This window comes from Pseudoalteromonas sp. MT33b, from assembly GCF_014117385.1.
In the GTDB taxonomy this organism is placed as follows: domain Bacteria; phylum Pseudomonadota; class Gammaproteobacteria; order Enterobacterales; family Alteromonadaceae; genus Pseudoalteromonas; species Pseudoalteromonas lipolytica.
The window spans coordinates 1392975-1407024 of sequence record NZ_CP059831.1 but is presented as its reverse complement, the minus strand read 5'-3'; the positions used below and the strand labels follow the sequence as shown (position 1 = coordinate 1407024).

The following is a 14050-nucleotide window of genomic DNA, read 5'->3' as shown; positions in this document are numbered from 1 at the left end:
GCGCTTAAGCGCCTTTATTAATCTTCTAGTTTTAACTCTTCACCATTACCAAGCAAAGTAGCAAGCCAGCGCCCTTCTTGACTTGTCTCTAGCGCAATTTTAACGATCATCGTAAGCGGTACCGACAACAACATACCTACAGTACCCATGAGCCATCCCCAAAATATTAACGATAAAAAAACCACCAGCGTTGATAAACCAAGGCCTTTACCCATAAATTTTGGTTCAACAATATTTCCCATTACAGTGTTAATAACGAGATAACCACCGGCAATAAAACTGGCCACCAGCGGGCCCTGGGTTATCAGCGCCAATAATACTGCAGGTATCGCGGCAATAATCGACCCTATATTAGGAATGTAGTTAAACATGAAAGCAACAACACCCCACAGCACAAAATAATCAACATTAAGCGCCCAAAGCATAAAACCAGCCAGCAGACCCGTGCCTAGGCTCACCATCGTTTTTATGGCTAAATAGGAGTTAATTGAGTCTAAGAAACGGTCAATTTGCTTCATTTTCATTTCGGGGTCATCTAATGCCAAATGTATCTTTTTGCCCAACATAGGGCCTTCAAACAGCATGAATACTACGGTTAGAATAATCAAAAATAGATTTGCCATTACACCACCCAGCCCCGTTAGCATGTTAGTGGCAACATCGATTATTTTACCTGGATCAAACAGTGATATTATTTGTTCTTTGTCTATCAAAATGTTGTAACGCGCGGCAACATTGACTACCCACACAAATTCTTCTTTTAATTGCGCTTTATATTCTGGGAGATTTTTCGAGAAATCTGTCATCGATTGCCCAACCAACCCGGCAAGACTGATCCCCACACCAACAATTATCATCATTACAAATATCACTGCTATCGCTTTGGGGATGCCATATCGGGCAAAAAAACGAATTAAGGGATTACATATAATGGCAATAAATGCCGCCAAGACAAATGGAATAACAATCACACTTGCAGCTTTAATTCCTGCTAGAACAATAACTAATGCAGCAAATATCACTAAACTCTTATTAACACCCGTCAAACTCGACAAAATAAAATCCTTGTAAACTATTTCCCCCAGTGTAAGTGAAATGAGCAACAAAATAAATCACAACGCACTTGGCATAATAAGCGCTTAGCATATGTACGAAATTTGTACAAATTATAATATTGAGTTACCATGCGTTGAAGGCGCTTAAAAGGAGTTATAAATGTCACATTTATCAGAACAAGAGCTCTCTTTTTTCAACAGCCTATTTGAGGCAGAACACGGTGTAAAAGATTTAACAACCGACACTAAAATATCTGTTAACTTTAATTTACCCGATAAGCTGAATGGTCTGTTAAACAATGCCAAGCTAACCCTACTTGCTGAAGTGGGTATTTATCAATTGTGGTTTCCACTTGAGTTTATTGTTGACGACAAAGGGCAAGTTACCCCCACGTTAAGTGCCCCCGAAGTGATCGATACAAAAGGAATTGAACGCAGCTGGCGTACCCCCAACCTAGAATTGCAAACAGAACAATACCTGATTATTTCACTGTCTAGCACGGGCGTATTGTTGCAACCCAAAAATGCTGAGGAAACGCTCGATAAAGAAATTTTACTCGCTTTTAATCTGCCTAATAATGAGCATGTCGTCATTAGTGCAAAACCTGTGCGTGTCACAAGTAATGGCGTTGCAGCTAAAATAGAAAAAATTTGCGAAGGTGAAGACGCTATGCGTCAATACTTGTTTGATATTCATAAGCATCATCATGCAAAACTGTATGAAGAGGAAAATATTTCCACTGACCTTATCTAGTTGCAGGCTATGCTGAGCTTCGTTAAGCTTGGCTTTTTTGCACCTAAATCCAAAAAGGTATTTTATGAATTATCCTATCGGAACCCCTGGTAAGCCATGGAACGACGCAGATAAAAAAGCATGGCTTGAGTTACAATCTGTCAAGCGAAGCTACCAAGATGATGTTGTTTCACAATTAGACGCCTTATCAGCTCACTTCGATATTGAGCAGTATGGTGCACTAAGTTATGACACCGAAAACTACCCTCTTTACATTCTAAAAAGTAAGCATTGGCAAGCAGATAAACCGTGTGTGCTGATAACCGGAGGTGTTCATGGCTATGAGACAAGTGGCGTTCATGGTGCACTAGCCTTTGCTAAAACAAAAGCAGCTGACTACCTTGAACATTTTAATATCTTGGTTGCGCCGTGTATTAGCCCATGGGGTTATGAAACAATCAACCGCTGGAATCCGAACGCAACAGATCCTAATCGTTCATTTTATAAAAATAGCCCCGCAGAAGAATCAGCAGCTATTATGTCTTTTTTAGCAGAGCATGATATCGCGCCGTTAGTGCATGTTGATTTGCATGAAACAACCGATACCGATAACAGTGAGTTTCGTCCAGCGCTGGCAGCCCGAGATGCAAAAAACCACGATAATTGGAACATTCCTGATGGTTTTTACCTTGTTGCAGACAGTGAACGACCACAGGATGCCTTTCAAACAGCAATCATTAAAGCCGTTGAAAAGGTAACACATATTGCTCCAAGCGATGAAAACAACCAGCTCATTGGTGTTGTACAAACTCAATTTGGCGTCATAAATTACGAGGCGAAAAAACTGGGTTTATGCATGGGTTTAACCAATGCAAAATATGTTACTACCACAGAGGTATACCCTGACAGCCCACACGCTAACGATACAATTTGCATCAATGCTCAAGTCGCTTCTATTACCGGAGCACTTGATTACGTTGTTAATAATTAGTTAGTTATAAATCAATTATGTTGCATATAAATTATACACATATGGACGTAATACAGGTAAATTATTAATTAAAATAAACAATAGCGAAAAAGTTATGCTTTTTCGCTATTGTTCAAAAAATCGCTAGACACGCACTGCAGATTGTATAAAATTCGCGCTCTTTTAATTAGATAGGGAAGCAAATTGAATTTTAAGAATCACTATGGCAGTGTCGCTATAATCACTGATGGCCCCATTATTATTGGGCAATTTTCTGGTAATATTAATGCACGTTTGGTCAACGACTTCGCGGCTGGATTAAAAAAACATATTTGCGATTTAGCTGGAAAACCGTGGGCATACATTAGTCATTCAACAAATTTATATGCAACTACCCCAGATGCTGAGCACGGTTTTGTCAGCTTATTAAAAGAGTTGAAAGATACCAATTGTAAAGCCACCGCGTTTATATTTAGCTCATCCATTGTGCTAAACCAAATGAAGCGTGTAATTGCGCAAGCACAATCACCGATTCAAATTCTAGACTGTTTATATGATGATTTAGACAGTGCAAAGGCCTATGTTCTAAAACAACTAGAGTTAGCAGAAATGGCTTGTTAAAAACAAGCCATTTAATACCAATGTGCAAAAATACTTAATCTTTTTGAGTGATTAAACCAGTCGCTACCTGCGTTAAAAATGTCTGGTTTCAAACACCTAAATAACTAAATTTTTGCCTTGTTATCAACGCGGTTTTATTGCCTCAAAATAGACCACTTAATTAAGCACAATGGTATAGGTAGCCACTGTTTAATCTCTGTAGAATTTACTTTCTTTCGTTATGCCAATACTCGCATCTTCCAGTGCTTGTATATGAAAACGAATTGATGTCACTTTTGATTTTAACCCATAGCCATCTGCAACAACAGTCACTGGCACTCGCTTCATTTTACCGGCTTCAATTAAAATTGACTCTGCTACTTGCAACACTGCCCCATCAATTCCTGAAATGCCAATCGTATAATTTAACGGCTGCTGTGTTTTATTGATAATCGACAACGTGTAAGGATTCTCAACTAGCCCTTCAAAGTTAACCCGATATAAAGCGTTTCTATCCCTTATCACTGATGCTTCGATTGGCGTACGCATTGCTGTCCATACAACCATAGCTAAAATAAACAAAGCTGTTAGACCACCATAACCAAGTAGCTTCAACCTAAATGGATTTGTCGTTTCACCATCCATTTGCTTTTCAGAAGCATATTTTATTAACCCTTTTGGATAGTTAAATTTTTCCATTGTACTATCACAAGCATCAATACATAACCCACAGTTGATGCACTCGTATTGCAAGCCATTACGAATATCGATGCCAGCAGGGCAAACTTCAACACATAGATTACAGTCAACACAGTCACCTAGCCCAAGTGCTTTAGGGTCGGCTTTACGTTTACGTGCACCACGTGTTTCTCCCCTTTGTTGGTCATAAGTTACCACTAACGTGTCTTTATCAAACATCACTGATTGAAAACGAGAGTAAGGACAGGCGACAGTACACATTTTTTCACGTAAAAAACCCGCATTGCCATACGTACAAAATGCAAATAAAAACACCCAGAAGCTTACAATACCTGACATTTCAAGCGTAAATAAACTCATGTATAACGACTTTGCAGGAATAAAGTACGCCATAAAAGACATCGATGTGATTAATGAAATAAGTAACCACGCAGCATGTTTAATCACTTTTTTTTGTACTTTTGTTGCCGACCAAGGTGCCTTATCCATTTTTATACGTTGGTTTCTCGATCCTTCTATTTTTTGCTCAACCCATGTAAACATTAACATCCAGATTGTTTGCGGACAGGTGTAGCCACACCATACTCGCCCTAACCAATTCGTAACGAAAAACAAGGCAAATGCACCAGTCATAAATAACATAGCTAAAATCATAAAGTCTTGGGGTAATAGCGTTAGGCCAAACAAGCTAAACTTTTGACTCGCAACGTCTAATAGCACTGCTTGGTGACCTTTATAAGGTATCCATGGAATCGCTATAAATATAAGCATTAAAACCCATCCAAGGTATCGACGAATACGTTGAAAACGGCCTTTTTGCTCACGAATATAAATGGGACCCTCTTGATTATAGGGCTTGATGATTAGGTCTTGCTCTTTGATTTCTAATTTCATTTTGCTACTTACTGTTAGTCTCGGTTCTAACAAGTAAGAGCAACAATCAGGCCAACAACACAACACACATAACACATTGAAAAATAACGACATTAAATATATAGAACGCCTTAATTTCGTGAAATACCGCGAGCTTGCGTGATATTTCGCGCCTTAGTATTTAATACCTAGCTTTTTCATTTTTGAGCGCAGAGTACTTTCTGGCAACTCAAGTAATGTCGCAGCACCATCCTCACCAGAAATTTTGCCATGACACTGCTTGAGTACAGTACAAATATGCTGTTTTTGCGCGGCATCGAGTGAAAGTACCACACCAGAAGCAGGGTCTTTATCACTCAACGCAGATGATAATTGCAGAACATTTTGTTTTGATAGAATTGCTTCACGCTCAAGTATGTTTTGTAATTCACGAATGTTGCCAGGCCACTCGTAGTTAGCAAGCTGTGCCAAGGTTGTTTTTGTAAGACCTTTAAAGTGTTTGCCAAGACGCTTATTAAGCTGGTTAATAATATTAGCAGCAAGCAAGGGGATATCTTCTTTTCGCTCACGCAATGCTGGTACGCGAATAGGAAATACATTTAATCGGTAATAGAGATCCATACGGAAACTTCCCTGCTCTACCATCTGCCATAAGTTTCGATTTGTGGCTGCAATAACACGAATATTCACAGTTAAAGTGTGTGTTCCCCCTACGCGCTCAAACTCATGTTCTTGTAATACTCTCAAAAGTTTACTCTGTAATTCAAGCGGTAGCTCTGCTATTTCATCTAAAAAAAGCGTTCCGTTATCAGCTAACTCAAAGCGACCTTTCCTGCGTTCATTCGCGCCTGTAAACGCCCCTTTTTCATGACCAAATAATTCAGATTCGATCAAATTTGCTGAGAATGCAGCACAATTTACTTTGATAAAAGGTTGCTCAGCTCTCGTACTCAAACGATGTAAGTTACGTGCGACAAGTTCTTTACCTGTGCCATTCTCCCCCAAAATAAGCACTGTGCTGTTTGTTTGGCTGACAAGGGTAATTTGTTCAAGCATCGTCTGAAATGAGTGACTTTTTCCAACAAGACCCGAATCTTGCCAATCTTCATTTAACTCAGAAATAAGATAAGCATTCTCTTCTTGTAATTGTTCAGATAAATGCTGTACTTGCGCCAATGCATCACGCAAAGCGAGTTCGGTTTGCTGTTGTTTTGAAACGTCGCGAAAAATCGCGACAGCCCCTATCAGCTCACCATTCTTATAGACAGGTGTTGAGGTGTATTCTACTGCAAAATGGCTTCCATCTTTGCGCCAAAACACCTCATCGGTTACATGCCGATGCTTGCCATCAAACATGGTGCAATATATCTGACATTCGTCGGCAGGATAAGGCGAGCCATCTTTTCTAGTATGATGATGATATTGGTGAATTTTTTTACCTAATAACTCATCGGCATGCCACCCCGTCATGCGCTCTGCGGCAGGGTTAACAAACACCGCATTGCCCGATAAGTCAAAGCCATAAATCCCTTCACCTACCGCATTGAGTAATAATGTTGGGTCGTTTAAAAATTCCTTAATCATACATAGGCTCCACTCGCGAAATATCACGAGCATTATGACAAGCTTTTAATTAGCAAACAAGTAAAGTAATAAAGGACTGTTATACCAATTGGCTTAATTAAGTGGTCTATGTTTAGGCAATAAAACCGCGTCAATAATAAGGTAAAAATGTCGCTATTTAGTTGTTTTCGGCAATTGCTCCTGCATTGCTCTCCCCCCTGCATCCATGCAGTCGTAAATCAGGCATTTTTGTCGCAGGTGGCACAGGTTTTATCACTCAAAATGATTATCTATTTTTACGGATTGGTGATAGTCAGTTGGCGACTAAGTTTGACGTTTACAAAATTACACTGACGTTTTCAGAAAAACGACTTAACTATTTTTAAATTGACGCACTAAATACATTAAAAAAGCGGCATTTTGCCGCTTTTTACACTGCTTGCTGATACCCTTTCTAGAGAGTAGGTACTAAGAGAATTTCACCCTGTGATACTTTCATATCCAAAGGTAACTTACTTAGTAGTGCCACTTTAGGGTCATTCATATTTAGTTTATAAACTGGATTAACGGCTAAAAAGCTATTTATAACTTGCATCGCTTGCTCATCTAGTAAGTTTAAATTACCTTTAAACCCAGCAGTATCGACCGTGGTGTCTATTAATTTCACATTACGAAGAAACACCGCTTTTTTCTCACTGTCATAGAAAGGACTGCCTTCGATTTTTAGTTTTAATCTTACTGGGTATTTAAGTGCAAACGCTTTAATCACTGCACTTGAGTCTGCGCCTAAAACGACTACGTCGCGTTTATCTGGACCAACGTTAACACTTAAGTCATTTACTGAAAAATCAACTGGCAAACCCATCAACTTAATTTGTTCACTGAGTTTTGGTAACTGATTTGCAAGTGCAGTTTCTATTTCTGAATTTGTAAATGAATAAACAGAGACACCTTGATCTGTGCTCTTACACGCCCCTAAAAATAAACACGTAAGTAATATTAAAATTCTCATTTTTTTCCTCAAAAAAGCCGCTTTAAAAGCGGCTTAAATCAACCATGTTAACTTATTTAATCTTTCAATAATCAAGATAAGTAGGATATGACACCCCACTTATCTTGAGAGAAAACTAAATACCTTAATCGATTGCTATTAATCGTTAAATTGCGAATATAACTTTAAGCCTAGCTAGTGTGTCAGGTGAAACTGAACCTTCACTGACCGCTAAAAGTTGTTTTAGATAGTAGTAAACATCAGCCTGTTCGCCACGATGCTTATCATCAAGCATTGCAACTTGCTCTGTCATACGTAATTGGCTATCGGCTGATTCAACCCCTGCTAAAATTTCAATACGTGTCAACAACTGCTGCGCAGTTAATGCTGTTGTTAACGAAGCCTGAAATTGAGCCGGTATAGTACTGCCCTCTTCTAGGGCACTAAACAAAGCAGCTAGCTTTGATTGTTCAGCTTGTTTACCAAGCACCTCTGTTTTCGCCGCGATGGCACTTTCTAATTGCGCAACTCGACCACTAAGTGATTTAGAGTAGTCTAATGCTGATAATTTAGCCGCTAAGTCTTTAAGTTGTGCTAAGTGAACCACACTGCCTAACGCAGACTCAAGCTCGGTTAATTCCACTGCAGCGACTTCATCATTCTGCTGTTGAGCTTGCTTTTGTATTTCAAACTCTGCGCTACGCTTTGCAAATGTCTCATCGTTGACACGTCTAAATTGCTGCCATAACGTGTTTTCTGCTTTCATGCCAGCAAAACCAATTGTTTGCCATGTTTGTTGCAATGCCTTTAATTGCTGACATGCGGTTGCAAGGTCGTCAGATTGAGAAAGTAGTGTTGCCTGCTCAACGAGGGCACTTTTCTGTTCCGCATTGGCTTTGTGAAATGCAGCTAACTTCGCATTCACTTGCGACTGAACCGTTTTGAACTCGCTGTGTAATTCACGATACGTTTTAGGGTCTACATTACCCACAGAACGCCATGATTTACTGATGCGGTTATACTTACTTTCAAACTGTTTCCAGTCAAAATCATCGGTCTGTGCATCAAGCTCAGCTAATTGCTGCATTTGTGCAATAATATCTAAACGCTGTGTTTTTGCGTGCTCGCGCAACTGCTCTTGCTCTGCAAAATACTCACGACAAGGCGTGAACAACACTTCAATGTGTTGATCAAAAAGTTCACCCTGCTGTTTTTCAGCATCAGTATCTAAGCGACCTAATTCATTCCAACGACGGCGTAATTGTTTAACTTGCTCAGCACGCTGTTTAGGATCGGTACATGGCGTTGCAACAAGCTCACTGACCTCTTGTAAAATAGCGTCGCGCTTCGGCGCCGATGCATATTTTTGCCAGTCTTTCGCTTCTGCTAGCTGTGCCTCAAGATCTGCTTTTAATGTATTTAATGGCTGCTTATAAGACTCGGTTAATGTCTCATATAACTCTTCAAATCCTTTAAAAACACCAAAGGCAACATTAAAACGACCTTGATCAATCAAACGTTTAACATCACGTGCTTTGCGCTTCGCGGCTTGTTGGTTTTTGTCAAACTTATTCGTTAATGGCAACATAGCATGTTGCCACGCTTTCACACATTCCGTTAAGTTAGCTTTAAAGCGCCCTTGTAAGCGAGACGGGATATGCGAGAGTTTTTTTCGCGCGAATTTGCTTTTCTGCTCAAACTCTTTATTTAGCGTATCAAACTGTGTTTCATCGTCGCTTGTCGTAACCGCAGATAAAGCATCGAATGCCGCTTTATAGTCAGCAATCGCAGCAACTAACTGTGGTAACTGCTCCACTTGTTTAAACAAATTCGTTAAATGCTGTTTCACATCACGTACATTTTGATTGTCAGCAAGCTCAGTCTCAGCAAGTGCCTCTTTTGCTTGACTTACTTTCGCTTCAAGCCAATCTTGCTGTATTTGTTCTGGGGTCTCTAGACCGAGCTGTAATGCATTTTCAATTTCTTCGCCTAGCGCTTCTAAAGTAGCCAGTGCCAACACTTGACGCTGTTGCTCTGCAAGCTTTTGCTGCTGCGCCTCATGCTCTTTGCTAAGCATCGCAAGATGTGTATCTAACTTTGCGATAATGGCTGAGTATTTTTTATCTAATAAGTTGACTTGTTCATCCGTTAGCCACTTTAACTCGATGGCCTGCCATTGCTGTAGTAAATCAGCATGTTGCTGAGATACTAGGTTGAAATCACTTTTTTCACGCAGTGCATTAAGTTTAGCAAGTACAATTCGGGTATCAGCTTCAACTTTAGCCGGCATTTCAGCGGCTAAACGCTCATTTTCTAAATGGGCAGCAAGTTGCGTATGCGCTTCACCTTTAGCATGTTTCAAAAGTGGTTTAGACAGTTGGTGTTGAATTACAAGTTCAACTAATTTGAGCTGTAACTCTTCGCTTCCTTCTTTGAAAGCTTTATCAACTAGGTTTGGGTTAGCTAAGCGTTTTAGTAACTTAACACGCACTTGAATTTCTTTTTCTGCAAACGCGAGTTTTTCAAGTGTTTTAACGGGTGCAAAACGTTCAATGAATTCGTTTTTTATGCTCTCATCAAGCTGACTGTCGGTGTTTAACACCGCTTGATTTATATGCTGTTCGGCAATCTCTTTTAATGCCTGATCTTGTTTATATACTTGCCACCATAAAACAATATCATTTACTTTATTCAATGCTTTTTTACGGATTTCTGCTGAACTGTCTTCAAGCGCGATGCTATTCAAAATGTTGACATCACGTTCTGAGTCAAGGCGTTCAACAGCAGCCAAACGAACTTGGCTCTTAGGGTGTTTCCATTTCGGTGTAAATAGGTGTTTAAAGATCATTTTCACTAAACCTAGCTATTTCATTTTCAGATGCGAATTCTTTTTGCAATTGAGCTTTGCTCTTTTGCACCATTTCACCATTGGCACCAATGGTAAACTGCTCATTGGTCTGCGAAACTTTAGCTTGATAAAGCATCACGAGTTGAACGGTTTGTTGTTTTTGCTCTTCAGTCAATACCGTGCCATCAGGCCATTTGCCTGTTGATGCGCCATACTGAAGACGTTCAAATACTTCTGGGGTGATATTCTTAACGATGTGATCAATATTCATGTTACTTTTTCTTTTTTAAAACAACTAAATAGATACGGCTTACAATATACCATACAAAGCCTACTGCCATGGCTGCCGAATAGGCATACCACTCTAAAGATTCTGCTTCAGGGTGAATAAAGTAATAACAGAAAAAGCCCCCTAAAAATAAAATCAGTGCGAGGAAAGAATGATTCATAAACTTTTGCTGTTTACGAATGCGCGTTTCTTTTTGCATTTGCTGCAACTGCTCATTGCTCAGCTCAGTGACTTGGCACTCACAATGAGGACATTGTTTATGTTTGTCAGATATTGATTTTGCACATTGCGGGCAACTAATAATCGCCATATCTTTCTCCATACTACGCATAAAAAAGGCGCCTTTAGGCGCCCTTTATTGTACTTGTTTTATGAGTCGATGTCTTTTTCGAATTGCATTCAATCGTGAAGATTCGAAAATAGTAATAACTAAGACGCTCTAACCCACACTTTAAGTTTATTGCTTTAGCAACTTATAATTTATCTTTTGCCTTTTGTTCAAGGCGTTTTTCCCAGAATGTGGCATTTTTAATCCCTAACTTAATAGGGTCGAATGTAATTTCGCCACCGGCTTTCTTTTGCTCTTCATAATCGCGTAAACAATTAAGCGCAGGCTTAGCCACGAAAAAGATAGCTAAAATGCCCACAATATTAATCCACGCCATTAAGCCAACACCGATATCACCAATAGCCCAGATATACCCAGAGCTATTAACCATACCGTATGCCACCATAAACATAATAACGAGCTTTACAAGAACAAGTGGAATGCTCCCCTTGAAGTAACGATTTAAGTAAGCAACGTTTGTCTCTGCGATATAGTAATAAGCAAGAATTGTCGTAAATGCAAAGAAAAATAACGCAATACCAACAAACGCCTGGCCAAAACCACCAAACACACTAAATAATGCCATTTGCGTAAAGGCTGCTGAGCCAATTTCAGTTGCTGCATCAACGTTTTGAACAATGAATTGCCCTTCAGGTAATTCACCTACGATATTATATTGTTGAGTAATTAAAATCATTAATGCCGTTGCTGTACATACAAAGATAGTATCAACATAGACTGAAAAAGCTTGCACTAATCCTTGTTGTGCTGGGTGATCAACCTCAGCGGCTGAAGCAGCATGCGGCCCCGTACCCTGACCCGCTTCATTTGAGTATATACCGCGTTTTACACCCCAACCTATCGCTGCACCAAAGCCCGCTTGAGCCGTAAATGCATCAGTAATAATAAGTGAAAAAATACCCGGTACTTTATCAAGGTTTATAAATACCACGATTAAAGCAAGAACAATGTAACCAAGAGCCATAAATGGCACAACGATTTGAGTAAAGTTGGCAATACGTTTAATGCCACCAAAAATAATGAACGCTAACACAATCAAAATGATCGCAAGTGCAACCAGTTTAAAGCTACCAACATCACCAAAACTTGTGCTCACTAATGTACCTTCGCCAAAAACTTGGGTAAATGCGTTACCTACCGCATTCGCTTGTACACCTGGTAAAAATACACCGCATGCGATAATTGCCGACACAGCAAATAGCACTGCTAACCACTTTTGTTGTAAGCAACGATCAAAGTAATAAGCAGGGCCACCGCGATACTGGCCATCTTCTTCTGATTTATAAATTTGACCTAGTGTTGATTCTGCATACGCGGTACTGGCTCCTAAAAATGCCACGACCCACATCCAAAAAATAGCACCGGGGCCACCAAAACCAATTGCTGCAGCTACACCTGCGATGTTACCAACACCAACACGGCCTGATAACGAAACTGCCAAAGCTTGAAATGATGAAATACCGGTATTAGAACTGTTTGAGCTTAGTAGCAACTTACACATTTCTTTGAAATGTCTAACTTGAGCAAAACGGGTTAAAACGGAATAAAACAGACCTGCGCCAAGACATAAATAGATGAGTGCACTACTCCAGACTACGTCATTAACGGCGCTTACAAAAGCTTCCATGGATATCCTCTATGATTATATTTTTTATTGTTAGTTACGATACTCGGCGTTAGCTTGTGAGAATGCGCGACATACATATAGATGCGAGAAATAAATACTAAGATTAATTTACTTCTCAGCTAAACGTATTGAATATTAACTTAAATCAACCAACCTTGTTAACAGTTAATTTTCAATATAACAAATCTAATTACGTGATATGTAGCAGAAACAAGGACGGGCATCAGTATTCGCTGATGCCCGTCATTGGATTAGACTCGTTATCGTAATTTATCGACAACGTTAACAATGGCCGCTAGTGTATCTTGACCAAATTGATACGAGCGACGATCTGACCAGCCATAGTCAGGATCTGGTAAATCGTTATTATCTTTAAATGGCATTTCAACAGTGTACGCCAAAGCATTAAACTCATGAGCAACTGCAGAAGAACCAACCGTTAAGTTCGCTTGGCCTGGTTCATCTTTCGGATAACCGTGCTCATCTTGAAATTCAGGTGTCACTGTTAATAGCGCTGCTTTGAAGCTGTCTTCAAGCTCTTTTAAGCGGTCATCGTATCCCGGAATACCTTCGCTGCCCGCAACAAAGTTATATGGAATAGCTTCGTCACCATGAATATCTAGGTGCATATCAAGGCCTGTTTCACGCATTTTATTTAGCACTAAGAATACTTCAGGGCTATTTTCCATGCTTGGCGTTTGCCATTCACGATTTAAGTTCACGCCTTTAGCATTGGTACGCAGATGACCACGAACGCTGCCATCTGGGTTCATGTTTGGCACAATGTAGAACACCGCTTTTGATAAAAGTGCAGCGGCATGTGGGTCTTCATCATCAAGTAATTTATGTAGTAAACCTTCAACGTACCACTCAGCCATCGTTTCGCCTGGGTGTTGGCGTGCAGTAATCCAAATTGTTTTCTTATCACTGCTTGGAATACCAACACGTAGCACACTCATGTCACGACCATCTAACGTTTCGCCGAGTGTTTCAAGCTCACAAGCGTGCTGGCTTTGTGCCCATGCTAATAAATCTAAATGACGGTCATAGCTGTATGGCGCAAAATACGCGAAATACACGCTGCCACACTCTGGTTCCATTTCAAATGATAGTGTGCCATTTGCGTACTCTGAAGGGACACGGAACCACGTTTGACGGTCGTAAGACGCAACAGCATGGTAACCTTCCCAACCATCTGGGTAGGCTGAATTTTCTAAGTTGTTGATATGTAACTTGTGGTTTTGAAATGGGGTTGTTTCTAGACGAAAGTGAAACCACTGGAAAAAATCAGACTGATTATCTTTATTGATTTCTAATTGAATATTCAGCGGGTCAACGGCTTCAATAACCTTGATGTTACCACTGTCAAAATTGCTGGTAATTTTCATTCTATAAACCTATTGCTTAAAAATAATTCTTAACGACGTAGTCATTAGATAAGAATTAAGTCAAC

Annotated in this window: 12 protein-coding genes; 3 read left to right on the top strand and 9 right to left on the bottom strand. The window is 39.9% G+C overall.

All coding sequences use genetic code 11. The annotated features are described in order from the left end of the window. Nucleotides 1-17: 17 nt before the first annotated feature. Complete coding sequence (locus H3302_RS06505) at nucleotides 18-1055, bottom strand: AI-2E family transporter (protein ID WP_036969008.1); 1038 nt, start codon at nucleotides 1053-1055, stop codon at nucleotides 18-20. Nucleotides 1056-1215: 160 nt separating this feature from the next. Between H3302_RS06505 and H3302_RS06500 the strand changes: the two genes are divergently transcribed. The 3 genes from H3302_RS06500 (at nucleotide 1216) to H3302_RS06490 (ending at nucleotide 3379) form a co-directional block, all read left to right on the top strand. Continuing rightward, nucleotides 1216-1809, top strand: a complete 594-nt coding sequence (locus H3302_RS06500) for a hypothetical protein (protein ID WP_065979804.1) — start codon at nucleotides 1216-1218, stop codon at nucleotides 1807-1809. Between the two features lie 64 nt (nucleotides 1810-1873). Continuing rightward, nucleotides 1874-2779, top strand: a complete 906-nt coding sequence (locus tag H3302_RS06495; RefSeq protein WP_182396281.1) for a M14 family metallocarboxypeptidase — start codon at nucleotides 1874-1876, stop codon at nucleotides 2777-2779. A 183-nt stretch (nucleotides 2780-2962) separates the two neighbouring features. Then, nucleotides 2963-3379 carry a hypothetical protein gene (locus H3302_RS06490; protein WP_036969014.1) on the top strand — a complete coding sequence of 139 codons (417 nt, stop codon included), beginning with the start codon at nucleotides 2963-2965 and terminating at the stop codon, nucleotides 3377-3379. 189 nt (nucleotides 3380-3568) lie between these two features. Here H3302_RS06490 and ccoG read toward each other — a convergent pair whose 3' ends face one another. The 8 genes from ccoG to H3302_RS06450 all read right to left on the bottom strand — a co-directional run bounded on the left by ccoG (nucleotide 3569) and on the right by H3302_RS06450 (nucleotide 13985). Continuing rightward, the gene (gene ccoG / locus H3302_RS06485) at nucleotides 3569-4951 is read right to left on the bottom strand and encodes a cytochrome c oxidase accessory protein CcoG (RefSeq protein ID WP_182396280.1); all 1383 of its coding nucleotides are present in this window, start codon (nucleotides 4949-4951) and stop codon (nucleotides 3569-3571) included. 153 nt (nucleotides 4952-5104) lie between these two features. Continuing rightward, nucleotides 5105-6514, bottom strand: coding sequence for a sigma-54-dependent Fis family transcriptional regulator (locus tag H3302_RS06480; RefSeq protein ID WP_036969017.1), 1410 nt, complete (start codon nucleotides 6512-6514; stop codon nucleotides 5105-5107). Nucleotides 6515-6947: 433 nt separating this feature from the next. Beyond that, entirely contained in the window at nucleotides 6948-7505 is a 558-nt protein-coding gene (locus tag H3302_RS06475; RefSeq protein WP_036969019.1) for a DUF1439 domain-containing protein, read from the bottom strand. Nucleotides 7506-7650: 145 nt separating this feature from the next. Next, entirely contained in the window at nucleotides 7651-10332 is a 2682-nt protein-coding gene (locus H3302_RS06470; RefSeq protein WP_182396279.1) for a DUF349 domain-containing protein, read from the bottom strand. Further along, nucleotides 10322-10603: a YeaC family protein gene (locus H3302_RS06465; RefSeq protein WP_036969024.1), complete on the bottom strand. Its 282-nt coding sequence runs from the start codon at nucleotides 10601-10603 to the stop codon at nucleotides 10322-10324. The genes H3302_RS06470 and H3302_RS06465 overlap by 11 nt, the downstream gene beginning before the upstream one ends. A 1-nt stretch (nucleotide 10604) precedes the next feature. Continuing rightward, complete coding sequence (locus tag H3302_RS06460) at nucleotides 10605-10931, bottom strand: hypothetical protein (protein WP_036969280.1); 327 nt, start codon at nucleotides 10929-10931, stop codon at nucleotides 10605-10607. 163 nt (nucleotides 10932-11094) lie between these two features. Next, complete coding sequence (locus H3302_RS06455) at nucleotides 11095-12597, bottom strand: sodium:alanine symporter family protein (protein ID WP_065979799.1); 1503 nt, start codon at nucleotides 12595-12597, stop codon at nucleotides 11095-11097. Nucleotides 12598-12857: 260 nt separating this feature from the next. Continuing rightward, nucleotides 12858-13985, bottom strand: coding sequence for a M14-type cytosolic carboxypeptidase (locus H3302_RS06450; protein WP_074988356.1), 1128 nt, complete (start codon nucleotides 13983-13985; stop codon nucleotides 12858-12860). Between the last annotated feature and the right edge of the window lie 65 nt (nucleotides 13986-14050).